The 24,577-nt window shown below is 66.6% G+C and carries 19 protein-coding genes; 7 read left to right on the forward strand and 12 right to left on the reverse strand.

Translation table 11 applies throughout. From position 1 onward, the window contains the following. The first annotated feature begins 19 nt into the window (after positions 1 to 19). Together gltX and E5675_RS12560 are read left to right on the forward strand one after the other, a co-directional pair. Positions 20 to 1,486 carry a glutamate--tRNA ligase gene (gltX, locus tag E5675_RS12555; protein WP_136174815.1) on the forward strand — a complete coding sequence of 489 codons (1,467 nt, stop codon included), beginning with the start codon at positions 20 to 22 and terminating at the stop codon, positions 1,484 to 1,486. A gap of 38 nt (positions 1,487 to 1,524) precedes the next feature. Beyond that, positions 1,525 to 2,808 (forward strand): citrate synthase, encoded by a 1,284-nt coding sequence (locus E5675_RS12560; RefSeq protein WP_136174816.1) that lies wholly within the window; start codon positions 1,525 to 1,527, stop codon positions 2,806 to 2,808. 210 nt (positions 2,809 to 3,018) lie between these two features. On the opposite strand, the gene E5675_RS12565 is transcribed toward E5675_RS12560, so the two are convergent. The 5 genes from E5675_RS12565 to E5675_RS12585 form a co-directional block, all read right to left on the reverse strand. Beyond that, positions 3,019 to 3,558, reverse strand: coding sequence for a DUF1003 domain-containing protein (locus tag E5675_RS12565; protein WP_247594602.1), 540 nt, complete (start codon positions 3,556 to 3,558; stop codon positions 3,019 to 3,021). Between the two features lie 7 nt (positions 3,559 to 3,565). Next, on the reverse strand, positions 3,566 to 4,267 hold the full coding sequence (locus tag E5675_RS12570; protein WP_136174818.1) for an NnrU family protein: 702 nt from the start codon (positions 4,265 to 4,267) through the stop codon (positions 3,566 to 3,568). 152 nt (positions 4,268 to 4,419) lie between these two features. Next, positions 4,420 to 5,721: an amidohydrolase family protein gene (locus E5675_RS12575; protein WP_136174819.1), complete on the reverse strand. Its 1,302-nt coding sequence runs from the start codon at positions 5,719 to 5,721 to the stop codon at positions 4,420 to 4,422. After that, on the reverse strand, positions 5,718 to 7,121 hold the full coding sequence (locus E5675_RS12580) for an amidohydrolase (RefSeq protein ID WP_136174820.1): 1,404 nt from the start codon (positions 7,119 to 7,121) through the stop codon (positions 5,718 to 5,720). The genes E5675_RS12575 and E5675_RS12580 overlap by 4 nt, the downstream gene beginning before the upstream one ends. A gap of 3 nt (positions 7,122 to 7,124) precedes the next feature. Then, positions 7,125 to 8,744, reverse strand: coding sequence for an oligopeptide:H+ symporter (locus tag E5675_RS12585; protein WP_136174821.1), 1,620 nt, complete (start codon positions 8,742 to 8,744; stop codon positions 7,125 to 7,127). 185 nt (positions 8,745 to 8,929) lie between these two features. On the opposite strand from E5675_RS12585, the gene E5675_RS12590 reads away from it, so the two are divergent. Continuing rightward, positions 8,930 to 9,511: a nitroreductase gene (locus E5675_RS12590; protein WP_136174822.1), complete on the forward strand. Its 582-nt coding sequence runs from the start codon at positions 8,930 to 8,932 to the stop codon at positions 9,509 to 9,511. Between the two features lie 71 nt (positions 9,512 to 9,582). Further along, positions 9,583 to 9,930 (forward strand): GntR family transcriptional regulator, encoded by a 348-nt coding sequence (locus E5675_RS12595; RefSeq protein ID WP_136174823.1) that lies wholly within the window; start codon positions 9,583 to 9,585, stop codon positions 9,928 to 9,930. A 3-nt stretch (positions 9,931 to 9,933) separates the two neighbouring features. On the opposite strand, the gene E5675_RS12600 is transcribed toward E5675_RS12595, so the two are convergent. Genes E5675_RS12600 through E5675_RS12615 form a run of 4 tightly spaced genes read right to left on the reverse strand, consistent with a single transcriptional unit; the run spans position 9,934 to position 16,677 of the window. After that, positions 9,934 to 11,781, reverse strand: coding sequence for a tetratricopeptide repeat protein (locus E5675_RS12600; RefSeq protein WP_136174824.1), 1,848 nt, complete (start codon positions 11,779 to 11,781; stop codon positions 9,934 to 9,936). Continuing rightward, positions 11,782 to 13,161 (reverse strand): PEP-CTERM-box response regulator transcription factor, encoded by a 1,380-nt coding sequence (gene prsR, locus E5675_RS12605; RefSeq protein WP_136174825.1) that lies wholly within the window; start codon positions 13,159 to 13,161, stop codon positions 11,782 to 11,784. After that, positions 13,158 to 15,287, reverse strand: a complete 2,130-nt coding sequence (gene prsK, locus E5675_RS12610; protein ID WP_247594603.1) for an XrtA/PEP-CTERM system histidine kinase PrsK — start codon at positions 15,285 to 15,287, stop codon at positions 13,158 to 13,160. Before prsK ends, prsR begins: the two co-directional genes overlap by 4 nt. A gap of 1 nt (position 15,288) precedes the next feature. Then, positions 15,289 to 16,677 (reverse strand): TIGR03013 family XrtA/PEP-CTERM system glycosyltransferase, encoded by a 1,389-nt coding sequence (locus E5675_RS12615; protein WP_136174826.1) that lies wholly within the window; start codon positions 16,675 to 16,677, stop codon positions 15,289 to 15,291. 125 nt (positions 16,678 to 16,802) lie between these two features. Between E5675_RS12615 and E5675_RS12620 the strand changes: the two genes are divergently transcribed. The 3 genes from E5675_RS12620 to E5675_RS12630 are packed head-to-tail and all read left to right on the forward strand — an operon-like array spanning position 16,803 to position 20,435. Further along, positions 16,803 to 17,837: a sugar phosphate nucleotidyltransferase gene (locus E5675_RS12620; protein WP_136174827.1), complete on the forward strand. Its 1,035-nt coding sequence runs from the start codon at positions 16,803 to 16,805 to the stop codon at positions 17,835 to 17,837. Positions 17,838 to 17,841: 4 nt separating this feature from the next. Then, positions 17,842 to 18,573: an AraC family transcriptional regulator gene (locus tag E5675_RS12625; protein ID WP_136174828.1), complete on the forward strand. Its 732-nt coding sequence runs from the start codon at positions 17,842 to 17,844 to the stop codon at positions 18,571 to 18,573. 32 nt (positions 18,574 to 18,605) lie between these two features. Beyond that, positions 18,606 to 20,435, forward strand: a complete 1,830-nt coding sequence (locus E5675_RS12630) for a DUF885 family protein (protein WP_136174829.1) — start codon at positions 18,606 to 18,608, stop codon at positions 20,433 to 20,435. A gap of 58 nt (positions 20,436 to 20,493) precedes the next feature. Here E5675_RS12630 and E5675_RS12635 read toward each other — a convergent pair whose 3' ends face one another. From E5675_RS12635 to E5675_RS12645, 3 genes are all read right to left on the reverse strand, one after another. Then, positions 20,494 to 21,558: a L,D-transpeptidase family protein gene (locus E5675_RS12635; protein ID WP_247594604.1), complete on the reverse strand. Its 1,065-nt coding sequence runs from the start codon at positions 21,556 to 21,558 to the stop codon at positions 20,494 to 20,496. A 91-nt stretch (positions 21,559 to 21,649) separates the two neighbouring features. Then, positions 21,650 to 22,969, reverse strand: a complete 1,320-nt coding sequence (locus E5675_RS12640; protein WP_136174831.1) for an HD-GYP domain-containing protein — start codon at positions 22,967 to 22,969, stop codon at positions 21,650 to 21,652. 92 nt (positions 22,970 to 23,061) lie between these two features. After that, positions 23,062 to 24,450: a short-chain fatty acyl-CoA regulator family protein gene (locus tag E5675_RS12645; protein ID WP_136174832.1), complete on the reverse strand. Its 1,389-nt coding sequence runs from the start codon at positions 24,448 to 24,450 to the stop codon at positions 23,062 to 23,064. Positions 24,451 to 24,577 lie beyond the last annotated feature (127 nt).

Here is a 24,577-nt window from a genome sequence, read left to right on the forward strand (position 1 = left end):
GTGAGTGAAAGAGGCCGTAGTGGCAACCGAAAACCCAACCAGAACGGCCGGAGCGACCCCCGAGGCGACCGGCGCCGATGTCGTGACCCGCTTCGCGCCCTCGCCGACCGGCTATCTGCATATCGGCGGCGCGCGCACCGCGCTGTTCAACTGGCTCTTCGCTCGCCATCACGGCGGAAAATTCCTGCTCCGCATCGAGGATACCGACCGCGCGCGCTCGACCGATGCCGCGATCGATGCGATTCTCGACGGGATGCAGTGGCTCGATCTCGATTGGGACGGCGAGACCGTGTATCAGTTCGCGCGCGCATCGCGCCATGCCGAGGTCGCGCACGAGCTGCTCGCCAAGGGCGCCGCCTATCGCTGCTATCTGACGCAGGACGAGCTCGCCGCGATGCGCGCCGAAGCGCAGGAAAAGCGCCAGCCCTTCCGCGTGCGCAGCCCGTGGCGCGACCGCGACGACGGCGATCCCGCGGCGCCGCATGTGCTGCGCCTCCGCGCGCCGCAAGACGGCGCGGTGACGATCGCCGACAAGGTACAGGGCGAGGTCACCGTCCAGAACGCCGAACTCGACGATTTCATCCTGCTGCGGAGCGACGGCACGCCAACCTATATGCTAAGCGTCGTCGTCGACGATAACGATATGGGCGTCACGCACGTCATCCGCGGCGACGACCATCTCAACAACGCCTTCCGCCAATTGGCGCTGCTGCGCGCGATGAACTGGCGCGAGCCCGTCTATGCACATGTCCCGCTGATCCACGGCGCCGACGGCGCGAAGCTGTCGAAACGTCACGGCGCGCTCGGCGTCGATGCCTATCGCGACGAGATGGGCTATCTGCCCGAAGCGGTGAACAATTATCTCCTCCGTCTCGGCTGGGGCCACGGCGATGACGAGATCATCAGCCGCGAACAGGCGACCGAGTGGTTCGATCTCGACCATGTCGGCCGCTCGCCGTCGCGCTTCGACTTCAAGAAGCTCGAAAATCTCAACGGCCATTATCTCCGCGAGGCCGACGACGCGCGCCTTGCGGACCTCGTCGCGCCGCGAGTCGAAAAGCTGGTCGGCCGCGCGCTCGACGGCGTTGATCGCGACCTGCTGACGCGCGCGATGGACGCACTCAAACCGCGCGCGAAGACGCTCGACGAGATCGCCGACGGCGCGACTTTCCTGTTTCAGCCGGACCCGTTGCCGATGGACGAAAAGGCGGCCGAGGTGCTAAAGGCTGCGCCCGAAGGCCTGCTGGCTGCGGTGACCAAGCGGCTGCGCGGGCTGAACGACTGGACGACAGAAGAGCTGGACGCCGCCGTGCGCGCCGAAGCCGAAGCCGCCGAACTGGGGCTCGGAAAACTCGCGCAGCCTCTACGCGCTGCATTAACCGGCCGAACCGTTTCCCCGGGAATTTTCGACGTGCTGCTCTTGCTCGGACGCGATGTCAGTCTCGCCCGACTTGACGCAGCGCAACATTATCCGGCAGGGGCGTAGCCACTCTCTCTCCCCGCCGTCAGAACAGGGAAAAAAATATGACCGACACCGCGAAAATCACGCTGGGCGACAAGACCGTCGACAGCCCTGTCCTGTCGGGCACCGTCGGCCCCGATGTGGTCGATATCCGCAAATTCTATGCCCAGACGGGCGCCTTCACCTACGACCCCGGCTTCACCTCGACCGCGAGCTGCGAATCGCAGATCACCTATATCGACGGCGACGAAGGCGTCCTGCTCCACCGCGGCTACGCGATCGGCGACCTCGCCGAAAATTCGAGCTTCATGGAGGTCTGCTACCTCCTCCTGAACGGCGAGCTGCCGAATGCCGACGAACTCGCGAAATTCGACAACACCATCACCCGCCACACGATGCTGCACGAACAGCTCGCGACCTTCTATCGCGGTTTTCGCCGCGACGCGCACCCGATGGCCGTCATGTGCGGCGTCGTCGGCGCGCTTTCGGCTTTCTACCACGATTCGACCGAGATCCACGACCCGCACCAGCGGATGATCGCGAGCCACCGGCTGATCGCGAAGATGCCGACGATCGCCGCGATGGCGTATAAATATTCGGTCGGCCAGCCCTTCGTCTATCCCGACAACAAGCTCAGCTACACCGGCAATTTCCTGCGCATGACCTTCGGCGTGCCGGCCGAGGAATATGAGGTCGTTCCCGCCGTCGAGCGCGCACTCGACCGCATCTTCATCCTTCACGCCGATCACGAACAGAATGCGTCGACCTCGACCGTCCGCCTCGCGGGTTCGTCCGGCGCCAATCCCTTTGCGTGCATCGCGGCGGGCATTGCCTGCCTCTGGGGCCCCGCGCACGGCGGCGCGAACGAAGCCGCGCTCAACATGCTGCGCGAAATCGGCCGTCCCGAGCGCATCCCCGAATATATCGCCCGCGCGAAGGACAAGGACGATCCGTTCCGCCTGATGGGCTTCGGCCACCGCGTCTATAAAAATTACGACCCGCGCGCGACCGTCATGCAAAAGACGGTGCGCGAGGTGTTCGACGCGTTGAAGGTCAACGACCCGGTGTTCGAAGTCGCGCTTCAGCTCGAGGAAATGGCGCTCAACGATCCTTATTTCATCGAAAAGAAGCTGTTCCCGAACGTCGATTTCTATTCGGGCGTGATCCTCTCGGCGATCGGCTTCCCGACGACGATGTTCACCGCGCTCTTCGCGCTCGCGCGCACCGTGGGCTGGGTCGCGCAGTGGAACGAGATGATCTCGGATCCCGCGCAGAAGATCGGCCGTCCGCGCCAGCTCTACACCGGCCCGACGCACCGTCCGTTCGTCCCCGTCGACAAGCGCTGAGCGGAACCCTCACCGACACAACAAAGGGGCCGCGCTGCGGCCCCTTTTTTAATGTTAGGCAGCTTCCGACCGGTTGCGGACCTATCCTGCATCGTCACCCCGGACTTGATCCGGGGTCCAAGACGTCAGCGCCGCAATGGATCCCGGATCAAGTCCGGGATGACGAAGGAGAAAAAGCGGAGGTCCGCTTCCCACCCCGAAACCGCTCTTTTACCTCGCCTCTCCATCCATCCGCGCGCACAGCGCATCGATCTTCGCCGCCAGTTCTGCGATCCGCATCTGGTCCAGCTTTTCGTGCAGCCGCATGATCTCCAGTTCGGCGCGCAGGTTGATCTCGTAATCGACGCTCGCGGTCAGCCGGTCCTTCGCCGCCTGCCGGTTCTGGCTCATCATGATGATCGGTGCCTGCACCGCAGCAAGGGTCGAGAGCATCAGGTTCAGGAAAATGAACGGATAGGGGTCGAACGCCAGCCCGAAATGTTCGAGCACCTCCGAATTGAGAAGCATCCAGCCGACCAGCACCAGCGAAAAAGCGATGATGAAGCCCCACGAGCCGCCCACGGCAGCGACCTTGTCGGCGAGCCGGTCGCCCCTGCTCGCCTGCGCATCCTCGATATCGGCGGCGTCGCGGCTGCTCGGCGCGCGCTTCGCGATCGCCTGCACGACGCGGCTTTCCTCGGAATCGAGCTCGCCGAAGGCGCGGCCGAGCAATCGCAGCGACAGATCGTTGAGATGCGTGTCCGCGTTCACATCGCTCCTATCCGACCCAGCGCCAGATCCCGGCGACCATATAGCCGAGCGCACCATGCGCCCATGTCGCGACGATCCAAAGCACTATTCCGCCGAGCAGCGCGTGCGGCCGGGGAATCGCTTCGCCCCATGATGCCTTGCCCGAAAGCTGCCCCGCATAAGGCACAAAGCTCGTCCGCGCCGCCCACCCGCGCCACGCGTCGCCCATCAGCCGCGCCTTTTTCGCATCCTGCCCCGCCGACCCGACGAGCGCGAGAAAGGCGATCGTCGCGGAGAGTATGATCTGCCCTGGCGTCGGCATGACCATGATATGCGCGGCCGCCCACAGCGCGAACCCCCACATCATCGGGTGCCGCGTGATCGCGAACACACCGCGCGGGGCGGCGGCCGCGTCCCTGGCGGCGTGCGGCGCGGGCAGCGCCGGATTGCCGATCAGCGACCCCATGAAGAGGATGCTGGCGAACAGCACGATCAGCGAGGCGGCCGCCCACAGCGCATCGCCGACCGCCCACAGCGGCGGCTCGGGCGGCATCCCGCGCCAGGCCTGCACGACCATGATCAGCGTCGCGATCGCGACGATCGAATAGACGATCTGGAACCCCCGCTCGCCGAGCCGCCCCGCGAGCCCGTCCCGAAGCGGATGCGAGAGAAGAAGATGCGATCCGACGAACAAAATGCAGGTGACGATCAGAAGCGAGATGGGTTGCATGGCCAAATCCTCATCGAGCAATGCCGCTGCTCCGACATCCCCCTCCTCGGGCGACTCGGAACATTGTCATCGCCACCATCCGCGACAAAGATAACAGTGTCAACATAGAGGATGTGGAAGCGGCGCGAAGGTTCGACCTCCGCGCCGCTTCCCTACCAGTCGTATGCGTTGGGCAGCGCCCCTTCCTCCGGCGTCGCATAGCGCTCGCGCAACCGGTCCTGCCGCGTCGTCAGCGACTGCGCCTTGCCGTCGATCCACACCATCGTCGGCCGGCTGCCCAGCTCGAGCGGGTCATTGTCCCAGATCACGACGTCGCCGGCGCGCCCCGGGCGCAGCGACCCGATGCTGCCTTCCATGCCGACCGCGCGCGCGGGCATGCTGCTGATCGACGCGAAAGCCTGATCCCAGCTCAGCCCGCTCGCCCCCGGCACGCGCGTCAGCCCGACGAGGTTGCCGGCATATTGCGTCGCATAGCCCATCTTGTGCGCGTCATCGTCGTCGAACACCCCGACCGACACGTCGACGCCAGCGGCCTTGAGCCGTCCCGCGTTCGACTGCGTCGCGCCGAGTTGTTCGAAGCTCGACGGCAGGTCGGTGAGCGGCGAGACGAGCACCGGCACCTTCGCCGCGGCGATCTCGCGCGCGACGAGCCAGCCCTCGGTGGCACCGACGAGCACCAGCTTCAGCGCGGGAAATTCGCCCTTCAGCTTCAGCACATTGACGATGTCGACCGCACGGTCGACGCGCACGAACAGCGGCGTCGTGCCGTCGATGACGCGGACAAGCGCATCGGCGTCGGCGCGCTGGATCATCGCGTCATTGCCCCATTCGGCAAGCGCCGCCGGATTGCGGGCATAGCTGCGCGCCGCGAGCAATTGTTCGCGGAACAGGAGGAAAGTCGCCGCGCGGCTGCCGCCGGCCTTCGACGCGCCATCCTCGCCGAACGCGACATATTGGAGCGCGCGCGGGCGCGTCACCATGTCCATGTCGTCGGCGAGGTCGACCACCGCGCCCTGCCCTGCGAACAAATTGCTGCTGCCGCCCGGTGCGACGATCGCGCGCGTCACCCCCGACGCACGATTGACCGCGACCGGCGACCCCATCGGGTTCAATGCGGGCGCGATGTCGAGCCCCGCCGAAAAGCGCGTGCGCGGCGCCGAGCGGTCGTTGGTGCCGCTGACCGCGTCGACCTCGGTCAGCCCGACGCGGCTGAACGCCGCGACGATTCCGGGGGTCACATATTTGCCCTCGGCATCGACGCGCTCGATGCCCGCGGGGACCGCGACACCGGCGCCTGCCGCGACGACCTTGCCGGCGCGGACGACGACGGTGCCACCCTCGATCGGCGCGCTGCCGTCGCCGATGACGAGCTTGGCATTGGTGATGGCGACATCCTGCGCCGCGGCGGGAACCGCAACGATGGCGGCCGCCGAAAGGAGGAGAGCGCGGATCATTTCACATCTCCTTCGCCCGGCTGGCCGAGCTCGAAATCGCTCACGGGCCGCCGCTTGGGATCCATCGCGTCGAACATCAGCGCGCCGTCGATCCACACCTTTTCGGGGCGCGTATAGGCGCTGAAAGGATTGCCGTTCCACAGCACGACGTCGGCCATCTTGCCGGGCTTCAGGCTGCCCGTCCGGTCGGCGATCCCCAGCGCCTTCGCCGGATTGTACGACAGCCAGGTCCACGCCATTTCGTCGCTGACATCGATGCCGATGCGGCGCCCCGCGGCGCGCGCTTTCGCCGCTTCCTGGTTCAGCCGCTGGATCTGGTTCGCGTCGTCCGAGTGGACAATCGTGCACGCGCCGGCCTTGTAGACGAGCGGGATATTCTCGGGGACCGAGTCATAGGCTTCCATCTTGAAGCCCCACCAGTCGGCCCACATCGCCGAGCAGATGCCTTCCTTGGCAAGGATGTCGGCGATCTTGTAGCTTTCGACCGCATGGTGAAAGGTCGACACCTTGTAGCCGAACTCCTTCGACATATCGATGACGAGCGCCATTTCGTCGGCGCGGTAGCAATGGTTGTGGACGAGTATCTCGCCCGACAGCACGCCCGCGAGCGTCTCCATCGCGAGGTCGCGGTCGACGGCCTTTCCGTCGTCCATCTTCTTCTTGTAGGCGGCGGCCTTCTGCCAGGTCGCGCGGTTGACCGCGAAATTGCCCATGCGGGTCGAGGGCATCCGCCCCTTGCCACCATAGACGCGCTTCGGATTCTCGCCGCACGCCATTTTCAGGCCATAGGGCGCGCCGGGGAATTTCATCCCCTGCACCGTGCGCGAGGGCACATTCTTGAGCGTGATCGAGCGCCCGCCCATCAAATTGGCGCTGCCCGGCAGGATTTGCAGGCTGGTTACGCCGCCATTCGCCAGCGCACGGCTGAAGCCCGGGTCCTGCGGCCACACGCTATGTTCGGACCAGACTTCGGGGGTCGTCGGCGACGTCGCCTCATTGCCGTCCGAATGCGCATCGACACTCGGGCTTGGATAGTCGCCAAGATGGCTGTGGATGTCGATAACGCCCGGGGTCAGGAACTTGCCGGTTCCGTCAAAGACCGCGATGTCGGCGGGAATCGGCGTATCGGGACCGCCGATCGCCTCGACCTTGCCTTCCGCCAGCAGCACGGTGCCATTTTCGATCCGCCCGCCCTCGCCGTCAAAGATGGTGACGTTGCGCACGGCGGTGACCTGCCCCGGATAAGGCTTATAGGTCGACGGATAAGGATCCTTGTTGAACTTCGCCGGCTTTTCGGCGGGCTTGTCGCTCGCCGAGGCCGTGTCCTTTCCAGTCGCCGCACAACCAACGAGCGCCAGCGACACCGCAGCCAGCAGGCTGCCCTTCACACCCTTGATCATCGATTACGCCCCTTTGGGATGGGTACCGGCCGCCTGCGGCTCGCCCAGTTCGCCGCTGCCCGGAACGGCCGGTTCGCGGTCGGCGAGCGTGTCGAGGTGCATCCACTTCTTCACGATCGGCGACAGCGCCAGCACGACGATGCTGACCCCGATGGTGATCAGGCCGATTTCCCAATAGATGCCGAGCGTGGCGTCCTTGGTCATCGCGCCGTCATGCCCGCCGGTCGCCTCGCCGATCTTGCCGGCAACGAAATTTCCGACCGCGGTCATGTAGAACCAGGCGCCCATGATGAGCGAGGCGAGGAAGCTCGGCGCGAGGCGGTTCATCGCGCTCAGCCCGACCGGCGACAGGCAAAGCTCGCCGGTCGTATGGAGGAGATAGAGCAGGAAGACGAAGAGCACCGGCGTCGCGACCTCGGGCCCGACGCTACTCGCGCCCCACACGAAGACGAGGAAGCCGAGACCGACCTGTGCGAGCGCCAGCGCGAATTTCGCGGGCGCCGACGGCTCGAGGCCCTTTTTGCCCAGCCATTGCCACAGCGCGGCGAAGACCGGCGCGAACAGGATGATATAGATGGGGTTGATCGACTGGAACACCGACGCCGGCACGCCGCCCTTGTCGACATATCGGTCGGTGTAGAGGTTGAAGCTGCCGCCGGCCTGTTCGAACAGGCCCCAGAACAGCGGGTTCAATGCGATCAGGAACAGGATCGCGAACATGCGCTCGCGCGGCTCCTTGTCGAGCTTGAACGATTCGTAAAGCACATAGCCGAGCAGCGCGAGGCCCGAGATGATCAGCAGGTTCTGGATGATGTCCTGATACTGGACCAGCGCCCACATCACCGCGACGGCGCCGAGGCCGACGGCATAGATGGTCATTTCCTTGTTGCGCGGGAGCGGCGCCGGCGCTTCGCCCGCGCCGAGCAGCACATTCTTGCCGAGAACGAAGACGATCAGGCCGGCGACCATGCCGATGCCCGCAAGGCCGAAGCCATAGGCCCAGCCGATCTTCTGCCCCAGATATCCGACGAGGATCGTGCCGAGCGCGGCACCGACGTTAATCCCCATGTAGAAGATGGTATAGGCGGCGTCGCGGCGCATGTCGGTCAGGCGGTAAAGCTGGCCGACCATCACCGAGATATTGGCCTTGAGGAAACCCGAACCGACGATGATCAGCGCGAGCGCGAGCCAGAAGACGTTGATCGTCGCATCCTCCTGCCCGCCGACGCCCTCGAACGCCATGAACAGATGGCCGAGCGCAAGGAGAACGCCGCCGAACAGCACCGCCTTGCGCTGCCCCAGATAACGGTCGGCCAGATAACCGCCGAGCACCGGAGTGATATAGACGAGGCTGGTGTAGGCGCCGTAGATCAGGTTCGATTTGCCGTCCGAAAACAGCCAGTGCTGCGTCAGGTAGAAGATCAGCAGCGCGCGCATGCCGTAATAGGAAAAACGCTCCCACATCTCGGCAAAGAAGAGCATATAGAGGCCCTTGGGATGGCCGGCGAATTCGGGCTTCTTGCTGCCGGCGATCAATCCGCCGACGGTCAGGAACACCCCCAAAACGACCAGCGCGATAACCGCGATCCAGTCGCCTTCGTCCCAAAGGCCTATATCTTTCATCAAAGCGTCCCTTTTACCCATTATCGTGGGCGCGGCCTCCCGCCGCGCGAATGGGGCAACGTAGCGCGAAAATTGCGTATGGGAAGAATCTAATTGCGCCTGAAACCGGTTCAGCCGGGCCGAAATCCGTTGCGAATCACTCGCAACACTTGCGCCGGGGCGCGGAAAAGCCCACATGGCGCCCCATGTTCAACGACACCTCTTCGCTCCTCACCCATCTCGCCACCCGCCGCTCGGGCAAGGCGCGCGACATGGTCGCGCCCGGCCCCGACGCGGCGGAGCTCAAGAACATCATCGCGCTCGCGCTGCGCACGCCCGACCATGGCAAGCTCGCGCCGTGGCGCGTCGTCACGATCGCCGACGACCAGCGCGACGCCTTCGCGGCGCTGCTCAAACGGGCGTGGGTCGCCGAAAACCCCGGCGCGGCGGGCATGGACCTCTCGGCGCTCGACCAGTTCGCGCGTCAGGCGCCATCGCTGCTCGTGCTGATTTCCACGCCCGCCCCCGGCGCCAAGATTCCCGCATGGGAACAGCAGATGTCGGCTGGCGCGGTCGGCATGAACCTGCTCCACGCCGCGCATGCGCACGGCTTCGTCGGCAGCTGGCTTACCGGTTGGGCGGCGTATAGTGCGGAGGTCGCCGCGGCGTTCGGCGCGGGCGAAAGCGACAAGATTGTCGGCTATTTCTTCTTCGGCACACCGTCGCGCGACCTCGACGAACGACCCCGCCCCGAATATGACGAGGTCGTTCGCGCCTGGGAAATTTAGTTTCAAATGGCAAGCCGAGTTTGTAATTAGCCGAATTTGACTGTGCTGCTGTCTTATGGCATTAAGGCGGCATGCTTGATCAGTCCAAACCCGTGTACCAGCGCCTGCGCGACGTCATCGCCAACGCCATTCTCGACGGCAGCTATCGCGACGGCGACATGCTTCCTTCGGTGCGTTCGCTTGCCGCGGAGGAAGGCGCGAATCCCCTGACGGTCGCCAAAGCCTATCAGACATTCCAGGACGAAGGGCTGGTCACGGTCAAGCGCGGGGTCGGCATGTTCGTCGCCGAGGGCGCGACCGAACGCCTCCGCGACCTGATGCGCGCCGATTTCCTCGCCAACGTCTGGCCCCCGGTCGCGCAGCAGATGCGCCGCATCGGCATCGACGCGCGGACATTGCTCGATTTGACCGAGGCCTGACAGCTACCGTCCGATCTGCGCCGCCTTGTCGCGCAAATCCGCCGCGGCCTGCGTTTTTCCGCGCTTTTCGAGCAATGCGGCATAAAATTCCATGATCCCGGCGTTGAGCGGCTGCAACCGATAGGCGCGGTCGATCAGCACCAGCGCGCGCGCATCGTCGCCCTTTGCCGCCCACGCCCGCGCCAGTTCGCGCAGGATCACCACGTCGCGGTCGCCGATCCGCCGGCGCACGCGCTCGAAATGCCCGATCGCCTGGTCCCAATGTTCGAGATCCATCGCGAGGTGCCCGGCAAGCCGGTCGGCGGCGATGCTCGACGGCTGGCCGTCGCGCAGCGCGAGGATCGCCGCGCCCGATCCAGCGTCATCGCCCGCGCGGTAGAGCGCGTTGGCGAGGCGGAGCGTCGTGCGCTCGCCGGCGTCGATCGCGCGCGCGGCGCGATAGGCTTCGACCGCAAGGGCGAACCGCCCGCCCGCGAGCGCGGCATCGCCGAGCAGGATATGCGCATCGGCAACGCCGCGGTTCGCGTCGCGCAGCCGCACGGCGCGGTCGATCGCGCGCGCGCTGTTGCCGCTCGCAAGGTCGGCGGCGATCGCCGGGATCACCTTGGCCGGATCGAGCGGCGCGGCGTCGGCCGCCATCGTCGCCAGCCCATAATCATCGTCGAGCGCGAACGGCACCGCTTCGCCCGAGCTGAGCGCCGCCGCGCGGCCGAAATAATCCACCGATTCCATGTCGCGTCCCAGCTCGGCCGCCGCGCGCGCCGCGAGGATCAGCGACCAACTGTCGGCGTCGGGGCGGCGAACGAGCGGCAGCAGCGCCTCGCGCGCGGCGTCGGCATCGCCGTCGGCCCATTCGGCGGCAGCAAGAATACGCCGCGCGGTGAAATTATGCGGTTGCTCGGCAAGCAGGCGGTCCGCCCACGTCGCCGCGACCGCCTCGCCCCCAAGTTCGAGCTCGACGACCGCGCTCAGCAGCATGAAGGACGGCTGTTCGTCGAGTTCGCCGCGCGTGCGCTGGAGCAGGCTACGCGCCAACGCATATTGGCCCGCCCGCGCCGCGAGCACCGCCTGCAGATAATAGAGGCGCGGATCGCGCGGCACGATCGTCGCGGCATGGCGCAGCGCCGCCAACATGTCGCGATACCGCCCGAGGTCGCCGAACGTCGCGGCTTGGTCGATCAGCGCGTCGGCATTGTCGGGGTCGGCTTCGAGCGCACCGGCATACCAGCCAAGCGACGCCTCCAGCCCTTCTTGGTCGCGCACCAGATTCGCCTTGAATGCCAATGCCGCGCTGTTCGCCTTGTCGAGTTCGATCGCATAATCGACCGCGTCGCGCGCGCCGAGCGTGTCGGCATTGGCCTCACGAAAGCGCGCAACATCGACCCATAGGGCCGAATTGCGCGGCAGTTCATGCACCGCCCGGTCATAGGCTTCGCGCGCCGCCGCCAGATCGCCGCTCGCCAGATGGACGTCGCCCGCGACCCATGCCGCCTCGCCCATCATTTCGGGGATGACCGGTCCACCCTCCAGCGTTTCGAGCGCGCGCGCGCCTTCGCCCTGCAAGGCATAGGCGCGGGCGAGCAGCGGCCGCAGCGCCGCATCCTTGGCGCCGGCGCCGAGCGCGCCCTTGACCGCTGCCTCGGCGCCGACCCCGTCGCCGAGGCGGATCGCGACGCGCGCCAGCATGACGCGCCTTGCAATGTCGCCCGGATCGTCGGCGATCGCCGCCTGCAACGCCGCGCGCTGTTGCTCATGAACCCGGCGCGGCGTGTCCGGTCCACCGCCGCCGCACGCCGCGAGCAGCAGCGCCGCCACGAGCGGCGCGCCGGTCCAGACGCGGCGGGAGGTCATTCAGCCCTGCATCCGATATTGTTTGAGCAGGTCGTAGAGCGTCGGCCGGCTGATCCCGAGCAATTTCGCCGCGAGCGAGATATTGCCCTCGCTCTGCGTCATCGCGCGGCGGATCGCGACGCGGTCGGCGGCCTCGCGCGCGCTGCGCAGGTTGAGCCACGCTTCGTCGCCTTCGTCCCCCTCGCCGCCCGCCATATCAAGGTCCTCGCGCATCACCAATTTGCCGTCGGCCATGATGACGGCGCGCTTGATGCGGTTTTCAAGTTCGCGGACGTTACCCGGCCAGCGCGCTTCGTCGATCGCCTGCAGCGCGTCGGGCGCAAAGCCGCGCACGCCGGGATTCATTTCGGGCGCATATTGGTGGAGGAAATGGCGCGCGAGCACCACCGCGTCACCCGGCCGCTCGGCGAGCGACGGGATTTTCACGACCATCTCGGCAAGCCGGTAATAAAGATCGTCGCGAAAGCTCTGCTCGGCGATCATCGCATCGAGGTCGCGGTGCGTCGCGCAGACGATGCGCGTGTCGACCGGAATCGCCTTGCGCCCGCCGATCCGCTCGATCGTGCGTTCCTGCAAAAAGCGCAGCAGCTTGACCTGCAGCGGCAGCGGAATGTCGCCGACCTCGTCGAGGAAGAGCGTGCCGCCATGCGCCAGCTCGATCTTGCCCTCGGTCGTCTTCACCGCGCCCGTGAAGGCGCCCTTTTCATGCCCGAACAGCTCGCTTTCGAGCAGGTTTTCGGGGATCGCGGCGCAGTTGATCGCGACGAACGCGCCGTCGCGCCGCCCGCTCGCCTCGTGCAACCCGCGCGCGAGCAATTCCTTGCCGGTGCCGCTCGCGCCGAGCAGCATCACCGACACGTCGAGGTTCGCGACGCGCTCGATCGTGCGCGCGACCTTTAACATTTCGGGCGCGCCGGTAATCATCCCGCCGAGCACGCGATTATCGCCCGCGCCCTGGCTCGCCAGCCGCGCATTTTCGACCTCGAGTTCGCGAACGTGAAAGGCACGTGCGACGATCAGCCCCAGTTCGTCGATGTCGATCGGCTTCTGATAGAAATCCCACGCGCCGCTCGCGATCGCGGTCAGCGCGCTCGCGCGTTCGCCGTGCCCCGACACGACGATCACCTTGGTATCGGGCTTGGCCTCGAGGATCGCCTTCAGCGTCCGGAACCCCTCGCGCGTCCCGTCGGGATCGGGCGGCAGGCCGAGGTCGAGCGTCACCACCTCGGGCTCCTCCGCGCGCAGCAGTTCGATCGCGGCGTCATGGTCGCCCGCGACGAACACGCGGTAATCGTCATAGGCCCATTTGAGCTGCGTCTGCAGCCCGGCGTCGTCTTCGACCACCAGCAATTTACGCAATCCGGTCCCGCCCTCGCTCATTTCATTCCCGCCTTCATCACCCGCGCATCGCTTGCCGCCGCGCCGCGCGCGTCGGCGAGCGGCAACCACAGGGTGAAATTGCTGCCCTTGCCCGGTTCGCTCGTCACCTCGATCGCCCCGCCCATCCCTTGCGCGAGCTGCAGCGCCTCGAACGCGCCGAGCCCGAACCCCGATTCCTTCGTCGACACGAAGGGCTTGAACAGCTCGTCGCGGACGAACTCGCGCGTCATGCCGCATCCCTGGTCGATCACGTCGATACGCACGCGTCCCTGCTCGGCGACCGCGACCACCTGAACCGGCGTGTCCGGCGCCGACGCGTCGATCGCGTTGGCGACCAGATGCTGGACGATCTGCCGCACCGCGCCGGCTTCGGCCCACGCCGACAGGCCGGCCTGGCAGCCGACGAACAGCGCACGGCGCGGCCGCATTTCCGCGGCAACCTCGTTCAGCAGCGGTTCGACCAGCGTGCGGCCCGGCTCGGCGGCCGGCCCGCGCTCGCGCGGCGACAAGCGGACGAGCAGGTCGCTCAGCCGCCCCGCCGAAATCTTCAGCGTCTGCGTCATGTCGGCGCGAAACTCGGGTTTGTCGGCGTGACGTTCGGCGTTGCGCGCAAGCAGCGACAATTGGCTCGCCAAATTCTTGATGTCATGCATGATGAAGGCAAAGCGGCGGTTGAATTCATCGAAGCGCCGCGCCTCGGACAAGGCCTGTTGGCTCTGCGATTCGGCGAGGTAGCTCGCCGCCTGCTGCCCCGCGATGCGCAGCACATCGAGATCTTCCCAGTCGAGCGCCCGCGACATCGCCGGGCGGTGCAGCACCGCGATTGCGATCATCCGCTGAAAATGCAGGACCGGCACCACGACCCAAGCGCGCGTGTCGGCGAGCAGCCAGTCGGGGATCGCCAGATCCACACCCGCCGGATGCTTGCCCGGAGCGCCTCGCCGTTCGGCGTCGAGGTCGACGATATGTTGCGTTTCCTGCAGCATGAAGGCCGAACGCAGCGACAGCCCGGCCTCTTCGCCCACGCCGCCCGGCCAATGCCATTGTTCGGCGACGCGAAAGCCGCCCGACGCGGCGGGCAGCATCAGCAAGGCGCCCGGGCTGCCGGTCAACTGGGCGAGCGCCTTGGCGACGCGCCGATAGAGGTTGCGGTCGTCGTCGCCCCCCTCCCCCTTGGCGCCGTGCGCCAGCGTCGCGTTGAACCGCATCCACTCGGCGCGATAGTCGTAACGATGCTCGAAGAAATGCTTGGAGATCATCACCGCGAGCCACGCGCGCGACCGCGCGGACGCCAGCATCAGGCCTCCCGCGCCCAGCGCGACCGCCAGCGAGATTGCCTGCGCCAACTCGGCATAATCGCTCCCGACCGCGCGCGCGACCGCACCGGTCAGCGCGATCAGGATCAGATAGGCGGCGGCGCCCAGCAGGATCAGCGATCGCGTCGCCGCCGCGCGCGACAGCCGCATCCGCTCGCGGCCGATGTCCATCGCCGCGACGATATGGATCGGTACGGTGAGCAGCGCGACGGCGGGCAACAACGCGATCAGCGTCGAGGCCTTCGTTCCCGTCAGCGCGCCGATCAGCTGGACGTTGAGTTCATAGGCCCACAGCATGGCGAAACCGCCCGCGACCGCCAGCACCGGCATCCGTAACCCGCCGCTCGCGCGGCGGACGGCGCCGTCGATGATCAGCAACCCGCCTATCGCGACGATCATCGCGGTAAAGGTCAGCGTCGGCTTCATCCATGGCGCCGCGGCCGCGCCCGCGCGCAGGTGCGCTACCGCGCCGAGCAGGAAGGCGAGGAGGCAGATCGTCGCGAGCATGCGCAGGATCAGGCGGAGCGGCCGCGGCATCGGCGCGCGCGGCGACCAGAATGTCGCGCCGAGCCAGCCGAGCATCGCTCCGTCGCGGATCATCTGCACGACCAGCGCCTCCGACGATCCGGGCGAAAAGATCGTCAGCGCCGCGCACCACAGCGCGGTCGCCGCCGCCACCAGCACCTGCCAACGCGGCGCGGGCATCAACGCCGCCATGCGCGCGCGCGACCGCATCAGGAGCCACAAGGTAGCGCCCGAAAAGCCCGCCAGCGCCGCGACGCACAGGATGTACGACAGGGTCGCGAGCACGCTAGCGCGCTCCCTCCGGCCACAGCACGACGCGTACCGTCTGGAGCAGGATCAGGAGGTCGAGAAAAGGCGAGTAGTTTTTGGCGTAATAAAGGTCATATTCCAGCTTCACGCGCGCGTCCTCGACCGACGCGCCATAGGGATAGTTGATCTGCGCCCAGCCGGTCAGGCCGGGCTTCACCATGTGGCGCTCGGCATAATAGGGAAGCTTCTTTTCCAGTTCCTCGACGAAACTCGGCCGTTCGGGGCGCGGCCCGACGAAGCTCATGTCGCCCTTCAGCACGCACCAGGTCTGCGGCAGTTCGTCGATGCGCAGTTTGCGGATGATCCGCCCGACGCGGGTGACGCGCGGATCATTCTCGCTCGCCCACACCGCCTTGCCCGATGCTTCGGCATCGGTCCGCATCGAACGGATCTTGAAGATGTCGTAGGGCTCGCCGAACAGGCCGACGCGCGGCTGGCGGTAAAAGACCGGCCCGCGGCTGTCGAGCACGACTGCGATCCCGGCGACGATGATCAGCGGGAGCCCCACGACGAGCACGATCAGGCTGGCGAGGATGTCGAACAGGCGCTTGCCGACCTTCGAAATCCGCTGCCCCGCCGAAAAGCCGTCGGAAAAGATGAGGCCGCTCGGGTTGGTGGTCGCCAGGTCCACGCGCCCCGTCTCGCGCTCGATGAAACTCGCGATGTCGTTGACATGCACCCCCGTCGTCTTGACGCGGAGCAGGTCGCCCAGCGGCAATGCATTGCGCCGCTCCTCGAGCGCGAGCACGACCTCGCCCGCGCGCAGCATCACGACATGGTCTGAAAGATTGGTGATCGCCTCGCGCGGAACAGCCCCCGGCACCGTCTTCTCGTTCGCGCTCATTGCGACGAAGCCGACCATTTCGAGCCCGCTTCCCGGCGCATCGGCGAGCGCCGCGAGCCGCGCCGCGCGCGGTCCGGCGCCGAGCACCAGGATGCGGCGGCGAAAGGCTTCGGTCCCCGCCGACTGCGTCAGCGCAAGACGGATCACGAACAGGGCGCCGATCGCAAAAACCATCGCATAAAGGCTGTTCGCGCGCCACAGCGTCGCCGTCGGCAAAAGGAACCCCAGCACCGAGAGAAAGATCACGCCGAGCGAAATGGCGGCGAGCAGGCGCGCGGTCGCAAAACGCATCGAGCGCAGCCCCTCGTTCCCGTACATCCCGGTCGCCATCATCGCGAGCGAGTTGGAAACGCCGAAGGTCAAAAGCGGCAGCCAGCGGCTCGCGAGCGGCCCCGCATCGAACCCCGCCTGATGCGCATAGAGATGCCACGCGCCCTCGGCCGAGCCGAGCAGCGCGAAAAATTCAATCAGCGCCAGCCAGACGACGGCGTGCGGGACATAATGTTTGAACAGCCGGAACATGGAAAAATCGCAAACCTTTCGCGGGCGCAATACTACATCCGAGGCGTCAACTGTCGGTTAATTTTACACTCACCCATCGCATCATCCTGTGTCTTTTCCTTCATATCGTGCGATAGGCCGATCGCATGAGCACCATGATCCAGCCCGTCATCTTGTGCGGCGGCGCAGGCACGCGCCTGTGGCCCGAATCGCGCGGCACCCGCGCCAAGCAGTTCCTGCTGCTGCACGGCCAGCGCAGCCTGTTCCGCCAGACCGTCGAGCGCACCCCTGCGGGTCCCGCTTTCCTGCCGCCCGTCGTGCTGTGCGGCGACGGCCATGTCGCGATGGTGCGCGAACAGATGGGCGACCGCGAAGAGACGCTCCTCGTCGAGCCGATGCCGCGCAACACCGCCGCCGCGATCGCCCTAGCCGTCGCACAGGCTGACGCCGACACGCTGCTGCTCGTGATGCCGAGCGACCATGTCATCGCCGACGTCCCCGCCTTTCACGCCGCGATCGCCAAGGGAGTGCGCCTCGCGCAGCAGGACTGGATCGTCACCTTCGGTATCACCCCCGACAGCCCCGAAACCGGCTTCGGCTACATCGCTGCGGGCGAAGCGCTCGGCGAGGACGGGTTCGCGGTCGACCGTTTCGTCGAAAAGCCCCCGCTCGCCGATGCCGAAGCGATGCTCGCGGCGGGCGGATATAGCTGGAATGCCGGTATCTTCCTGTTCCGCGCCGCGCGAATGCGCGACGCGATGCTCACCCATTGCCGGGCGATCTTCGAAGCGGCCGACAGGGCGATTGCCGCCGGAATGCGCGACGGTGACGCGCTCTATGCCGACGCCATCGAATTCGCGAAGGCGCCGTCGGACTCGATCGACTATGCCGTGATGGAAAAGGATGATCGCGTCGCGGTCGTCCCGGTCGCGATGGGCTGGTCCGACCTCGGCTGCTGGCACACGATCCACGCCCTCGCCGAAAAGGATGCCGCCGACAATGCGGTCACCGGCGACGCCTTTCTCCACGACAGCCGCGGCAACCTCGTCCGCGCCGGCGACAAGCGCGTGTCGATCCTCGGCATGGACAATATTGCGGTGATCGTCGACGGCGACGACATTTTGGTCATTCCGCTCGAACGCTCGCAGGAAGTCCGCGCTGCCGCCAAGGCGCGCGAATAGGCCAATGCGATCACACCGTTTCGCTGACGCCCCGCTCGGGCTGCTCGATCATCATCCGCACGAACTGCGCGCGCGCCACTGCCACGACGACGCCTTCGTCGCCGTGGTGCTCGAGGGCGGCTATCAGGAAGCGGGCGACGAAGGGCGTTTCGATGTCCGCCCCGGCGATGCGCTGATCCACCATCCGTTCGAATCGCATCTCGACCGCGTCGAGGCGAAGGGCGCGCGCGTCCTCGTGCTGGGCCTGCCCGCCGAACTGGCGGCGACGCCGCATGTTCGCGGCCGCGTCGGCGATCCCGACGCGCTCGTCCGGATCGCCGCGCGCGACCCGCAGGCGGCGGCGGCCGCCTTCGCCGAGCAATTTGCCGCCACCCCCGACGCCGCGCTCGACTGGCCCGATCTGCTCGCGCGCGACCTCTGCGGCCACGCGCCCATCCGGCTCGGCGAATGGGCCGAGCGCACGGGCGTGCGCGCCGAAACATTGAGCCGCGGCTTTCGCGCCGCCTATGGCTGCACCCCCAAGGCGTTTCGCGCCGACGCCCGCGCCCGCGCCGCGCTCGCGGCGATCCGCGCAGGCGGCGAGCCGCTCTCCGATATCGCACACCGCCTCCATTTCACCGACCAGGCGCATATGACGCATGCGGTCGCGCGGCTCAGCGGCGCGACGCCAGGCGCGTGGCGGCGCAAGGTGCCCGACGTCAAATCGATACAAGACACGGCCGACCTAGGCGTGTAGCAACCGGGCAACACACCTCGCTGGAGACCATCATGCTCGACCGCCGCACCCTCATCGCCACCCTCGCCGCGACCTCCGCGCTCGCAGGCATCCGAAATCCCGCCGCCGCGCTGACGGCCCGGACCGCAAGCGGCGAAGGCGCGAAGCTGACCGCGATCTACGATCGCTTCTACGATCGGATGGTCGACGAAAGCCCCGAATTCGCGACCGCGCTCGGGCTCGACAAGGACGCCCGCCTGCCGCTCAAGGCGAAACTCGACGACCGCTCGCCGGCGGGAATCAAGCAGAGCCACCAGCTCTATCGCGACGGCCTCGCCGAACTCAAAAAGATCGACGCGTCAAAGCTGTCGGGCATGGATCTCGTCAACTACGAAACCTTCCGCGGCCCGTGGGAGCATTCCGTCAAGGCGTATGACACCTTCGATTATGGCCTTCACAGCTGGCCCGAACCGCATCCGGTTACGCAATTGAGCGGCACCTACCGCTCGATCCCCGATTTCCTGATCAACCAGCACAGCATCGCGAACGCCGCCGATGCCGAGGCCTATCTCGCGCGCTGCGCCGATTTCGCGGTGCAACTCGACAACGAGACCGGGCGCATCAAGGCCGATCATGCGGGCGGCATCATCCCCCCCGATTTCGTCATCGACCGCACGCTCGGCCAGTTCGACCGCATCTGGGCGCCCGCGCCCGACGCCAACGGGCTGACGAAGAATCTCGCCGCAAAGACGAAGGATATTCCCGGCGACTGGGCGAAACGCTGCGCCGCGATCGTCGAAGGCAAAATCTATCCCGCGATGCGCCGTCAGGCCGAGGAACTCCGCGCCGCGCGCCCGCGCGCGACGCACGATGCCGGCGTCTGGCGCCTGCCGAAGGGCGACGAATATTACGCCTATGCGCTGCGTTACGCGACGACGACGGGCATGTCGGCCGAGGAGGTGCACAAGCTCGGCCTCGACCGCGTCGCCGATTTGAGCGCGCGCGCCGACGCGATCTTCAAGGCGCAGGGCATGACCAAGGGGACGGTCTCCGAACGGATGCGCGCGCTCGGCAAGGACCCGCGCTTCCTCTACCCCAACACCGACGAGGGCAAGGCGAAGCTGATCGCCGAACTCAACGCCCAGATGCAGGCGATCCAGGCGCGCCTTCCCGAAGCCTTCGGCCGCCTGCCCAAGGCGAAGGTAGAGATCCGCCGCGTCCCCGCCGACATCGAGGATGGCGCGACCGGCGGCTATTACCAGATCCCCGCGCTCGACGGCTCGCGCCCCGGCGCTTATTATATCAACCTCCGCGACACCGCCGAAAATCCGAGCTGGACGCTGCCCACGCTCACCTATCACGAAGCGTCGCCCGGCCATCACCACCAGATCGCGCTCGCGCAGGAGGCCGAGGGTATTCCCCGCCTCCGCCGCCTCCCCGCCTACTCGGTCTATACCGAAGGCTGGGGCCTCTACGCGGAACAGCTCGCCGACGAGATGGGCGTCTATGAAAACGACCCGTGGGGCCGCCTCGGCTATCTGCAATCCTATATGTTCCGCGCCGCGCGGCTCGTCGCCGACACCGGCCTCCACCACTATAAATGGACGCGCGAGAAGGCGATCCAATATTATAACGAGACGCTGGGCACCCCCGAACCGTCGAACATCACCGAGATCGAGCGCTATTGCGTGTGGCCGGGCCAGGCGACGAGCTACATGGTCGGCCAGACGAGCTGGGTCCGCATCCGCGAACAGGCAAAGGCCGCGCTCGGCGACAAGTTCGACCTGCGCGCTTTCCACGACACCGCGCTCGCGGCCGGCGCGATGCCGATCGAGGTGCTCGAATCGGTGATTACCCGCTGGACCGCGGCGCAAAAGGCCTGATCCCACGAAAAACCCTTCGCCTGCGCGAACAGGCGAAGGGTTTTCGCGGCCGCTCGCTCTAATTCTGAAAGATCGCCGGCGTTCCGGGTTTGACCATCTGCGCGACGCGCGCGGCGTCCCAATTGGTCAGCCGGACGCAACCATGGCTCTCCGCGCGCCCTATCGTATGCGGTTCGCTCGTTCCGTGAATGCCGTAATGCGGTTTGCTGAGATCGATCCACACGACGCCGACCGGGCTGTTCGGGCCGGGTTGCAGCAACTTCGCCTCCTTGTTGTCGCTCACATCCCAGAACAGCTTGGGATTATAGTGGAAGTCGGGGTTGCGGCTGACGCCCTTTATCTCCCATTTCCCGATCGGCAGCGGGTCGTGGCGGCTTCCCATCGTCGCGGGGAATTGCCCCACGAGCCGGTCGGCGTCGTCATAGACTTTCAAGACGCCCTCCGATTTGTCGACGACGATCTTCGCGGCGGCAAGCTGCTCGGGCGCGACGCCCAGCCGTTCGAGCGTGCCGTTCCAGCCGCGCGGGTCGTCCCCCGTTTTCGGCACATCGACATCGGGGATGTTCGGAACGCGAAAGGGCCGCCCCGCGCCGACCAGCGTCGACGGGCTGTTGAGCGCGACCAGCGTCTCGGGCGTCGTATGAAACCGTTCGGCAAGCGCTTCGGTCAGATTGCGATAGCCGAGCGCGGGCAATTTGGCCTGATCGGCGGCATCTTTCGGAAAGGCCGGAACGAACGGCCCTTTCGCGAAGCCCGCGGGGATGATGACCATCCGCGTCGCGGGAATATCGCGCCCCTGTTGCAGCGCCTCTTCGGTCGCCGCGTCGAGCTTCCCATTTTCTTCGAGTCCGCGCGCTTTCTGAAAGCCGCGCAGCGCGGCGACATAGGACGCCCCTTCCTTCCCGTCGATCACGCCGGGCGAGAAGCCGAGATGGTCGAGCAGGACCTGCGCACGAAGCGTCGGCGGCGCGTCGAAAGGCGCCGCGTCGGTCTCGGCATCCTCGAATCGCAAGCTGTCGGCGTCGGCCGCGACTGCCGCTTTGGGGTCGGTATCGGTATCTTGGGGGGCTGAATTGCAGCCGGCAATCAACAGCAGGCACGGCAGAATGGGGGTGAGTTTCAAATGCTGGTCCTCCCGGGTCGGGACAGGATCAACGGTCCGGCGCGCGAAAGGATGCGGGAACAGGCGACGCGGACGGATCCGCATCCCGCTTTCAGTGTGAATCGGACTCGGCGTCGGGCAGGATATTTGCCGCCAGCACCCGGTGGCGCAAAACATCCCAGTCGGCAAAGCGCCAGAAGGTCGGGCTGTCGCGGCCGATGATCCGGGGATATTCGGCAGAGGGCGCAATCGCGCGATCGACGGGGTCGATTTCGGCCAGCGTGTTGCAGTCGAAAAAGGCGCGGACGACGACATCCTCGCCCGCCTCGCCCGCGCTGCCGATGACGATCCCCAGTTCGCCCGTCGACAGCCGCACCAGCGTCCCGCTGGCATAGATGCCCAGGCTGTCGGCGAAACGGTCGAGTAACGCGGGATCGAAATGCCCCTCCCATTTCCGCATCTCGGTCAGCGCCTCGCATGGCGTCCACGCCGCCTTGTACGGACGGTTCGACGTCACCGCGTCATATACATCGCAGATCGCCCCCATCCGCGCCGCAAGCGACAGTTCCTCGCCTTTCAGCCCGCCGGGATAGCCGCTGCCGTCGATCTTCTCATGGTGCCGCAGGCACAGTTCGAGCGCCAGCGCCGGCGTGCCGGGCGAGTTTTCGAGCAGGCGATGGCCCGCGCCGGGATGCTCGCGGACCGAGCGCATCTCGCCTTTCGACAGCCCGCCGGGCTTGTTCAATATATCGTCCGAAACCGCGACTTTCCCGACATCGTGGAGCAGCCCCGCAACCCCCATATCCTCGACCTCTTGCGGATCGAGCTCGAGGTGGCGGGCGAAATTGATCATCAGCGCGCAGACCGCGACCGAATGAAGATAGGTATATTCGTCCTTTTCCTTCAGGCGGACGAGGTTGATCAGCGCCTTGGCGTCGCGCTCGATCGACGCGCCTATCAAGCTCGCGAGGCGCACCATATGCTTGACCTCGACCGCGCGGCCAAGCCGCGCGGCCTCGAACATGTCGGTAACAGCCCCCCGCGTCCGGTCGACCAGCTGCTTCGCGCGGCGGCATTCGATGGCATAGCTGCGGCGCGAACGCGGCACGTCGCCGTCCTTCTGCGCAGACGCAAAGCGCGTGCGCGTCCGCGGCGCCATGGCTTCGCCCCAGAATCTCCCGCGGGCCACCCGCTTGCGGCGCGGGTCCGGCGACCTTTCCGGCTCGGTCGCCTGCAAAGCCGCGCGCGGCCCGATGCCGAGTTGGTCGTCGATCAGCAGCCCGTCGATCGCCGAATTGCGGATGCGGTCGAGCTGTTCCTGCGTCTCGATGCGGAAATAACGGCGCCAGAACGGATGATCGAACCACGACCCTTCAAAGGCGTGGACGAACATGCCGATTTCGACGTCCTGTGGTTCGATTCGTACAAGCATTTCGGGTCCCGTTGCGGCCGCCTGATAGGCACGCACCCTCCCGATTACGGCACGATGCGTGTCAATTTAAGCGCACTCCGGGCGGCTCGCGGTCAATCGCCCGCAAAATCGAACGCGCTGACCCCGCGCTCGCCCTCACGGAAACGCAGCGGCCGGCCGAGCGGCGGCATCGAGCGCTGGACGCAGCCGGTGCGCGTACAGCGCCTGCACCCCAATCCGATCGGCGTCGCCGGACTGCGCATCAGGTCGATCCCGCGCGCGGCGACCAGCGGCGCGGCGACCTTGGCATCGACCCCGACGCACACCGCGAAACGCGCGGGAGTCCCGCTGCCCGTCGCGCCCGGCGCGGCGACCGAGCGCGACTGGGTGAACCAGCGTGTCCCGTCCTCCAGTTCGATCAGGTCGGCGATCACCTCGCCCGGGCGCGAAAAGGCCTCGTGGACGCCCCACAAGGGGCAGCGCGCATCGCCGCCCGTCAGCGGCGACTGGCTCGCCCCGGCATAGCGCTTGCTTCCCTGCCCCGCGCGATCGATGCGCAACATGAAGAAAGGCAGCCCGCGCGCACCGACGCGCTGCAAGGTCGTCAGCCGGTGCGCGACCTGTTCATAGCCCGCGCCGAAGCGCCGCTGGAGCAGCAGCAGGTCATATCCGGTCGCGTCGCACGCGCGCAGGAACCGGCCATAGGGCATCATCAGCGCCGCGGCGAAATATTGGATCAGATGCCGCTCGAACAGCCGCGCCGCTGCGCTCTCGGTGAACTCGGCGCCCGCGACGAGCGCGTCGATCTCGCCCTTCGCCTCGATGTGCGCCAGCGTCGCCGCCGCCTGAAATGTCCGCGAGGCCGGACGCAGCAGCTCGTTCAGCATCAATTGCCGCGCGTGCCAGTCGAGCCAGCGGAGGCGATCGGGCATCACGTCCGACGGCAGGATGCGGATGCCGAGCTGATGGCGCGTGCGCAGCCGCTCCGAGATCGTGCCATAAAGGTCGCCGCCCGCCAGCCGCAGTTCGTCGGCCAGCTCCTCGGCACGCGCGTCGAGATCGGGGAAATGGTTGCGCCATTTCTCGATCGCGCGTCGCACCGCGGCAACTTCGGGCGCGTCGCCCTCGCCTTCCGAACGCCCCTCGGGCGCCGCGTCGAACAGTCGCGCAAAGGCCGCGGCGGTCGCCGGGGCGGTCTGAAGCCACTCTTCGACCTCCTGCGTCCCGATCCCCAGATCGGCGAAACGCGGATCGGCCAGCCGCCGCCGCAGCCCCGCCAGCCCGCCCGGCACTTCCTCCCCCCCCAGCTTCGCTGCGTCGAAGCCGAAGCGTTCGGCCAGCCGCACGATCACCGTTGCACTCAGCGGCCGCTGGCCATGTTCGATCAGGTTGAGATAGCTCGGCGAAATATCGAGCGCCTCGGCCATCGCCGCCTGCGTCATCCCCGCCTCGCGCCGCACCTTGCGCACCGCCGGCCCCGCAAACACCCGTCGCTCCGCCATCTTGTAACTTTCTTTACTAATTTACACGCATATTTACACCTAAGTCCCATATTTCACAAATATTATTGACAAAGCTTTTCACTTTCCGCGGCACCTTCGCCAACTTCCACCCATCACCTCCTCTCAA

Source organism: Sphingopyxis sp. PAMC25046, from assembly GCF_004795895.1.
In the GTDB taxonomy this organism is placed as follows: Bacteria; Pseudomonadota; Alphaproteobacteria; order Sphingomonadales; family Sphingomonadaceae; genus Sphingopyxis.

Coding starts and splice junctions, on each gene's coding strand:
- E5675_RS12630 (WP_136174829.1), top strand. CDS start 18,606: ATGCTCGACCGCCGCACCCTCATCGCCACCCTCGCCGCGACCTCCGCG.
- E5675_RS12580 (WP_136174820.1), bottom strand. CDS start 7,121: ATGATCAAGGGTGTGAAGGGCAGCCTGCTGGCTGCGGTGTCGCTGGCG.
- E5675_RS12640 (WP_136174831.1), bottom strand. CDS start 22,969: ATGCTTGTACGAATCGAACCACAGGACGTCGAAATCGGCATGTTCGTC.
- E5675_RS12570 (WP_136174818.1), bottom strand. CDS start 4,267: ATGCAACCCATCTCGCTTCTGATCGTCACCTGCATTTTGTTCGTCGGA.
- E5675_RS12645 (WP_136174832.1), bottom strand. CDS start 24,450: ATGGCGGAGCGACGGGTGTTTGCGGGGCCGGCGGTGCGCAAGGTGCGG.
- E5675_RS12595 (WP_136174823.1), top strand. CDS start 9,583: ATGCTTGATCAGTCCAAACCCGTGTACCAGCGCCTGCGCGACGTCATC.
- E5675_RS12600 (WP_136174824.1), bottom strand. CDS start 11,781: ATGACCTCCCGCCGCGTCTGGACCGGCGCGCCGCTCGTGGCGGCGCTG.
- E5675_RS12575 (WP_136174819.1), bottom strand. CDS start 5,721: ATGATCCGCGCTCTCCTCCTTTCGGCGGCCGCCATCGTTGCGGTTCCC.
- E5675_RS12615 (WP_136174826.1), bottom strand. CDS start 16,677: ATGTTCCGGCTGTTCAAACATTATGTCCCGCACGCCGTCGTCTGGCTG.
- E5675_RS12585 (WP_136174821.1), bottom strand. CDS start 8,744: ATGAAAGATATAGGCCTTTGGGACGAAGGCGACTGGATCGCGGTTATC.
- E5675_RS12560 (WP_136174816.1), top strand. CDS start 1,525: ATGACCGACACCGCGAAAATCACGCTGGGCGACAAGACCGTCGACAGC.
- E5675_RS12620 (WP_136174827.1), top strand. CDS start 16,803: ATGAGCACCATGATCCAGCCCGTCATCTTGTGCGGCGGCGCAGGCACG.
- prsR (WP_136174825.1), bottom strand. CDS start 13,161: ATGAGCGAGGGCGGGACCGGATTGCGTAAATTGCTGGTGGTCGAAGAC.
- E5675_RS12590 (WP_136174822.1), top strand. CDS start 8,930: ATGTTCAACGACACCTCTTCGCTCCTCACCCATCTCGCCACCCGCCGC.
- E5675_RS12625 (WP_136174828.1), top strand. CDS start 17,842: ATGCGATCACACCGTTTCGCTGACGCCCCGCTCGGGCTGCTCGATCAT.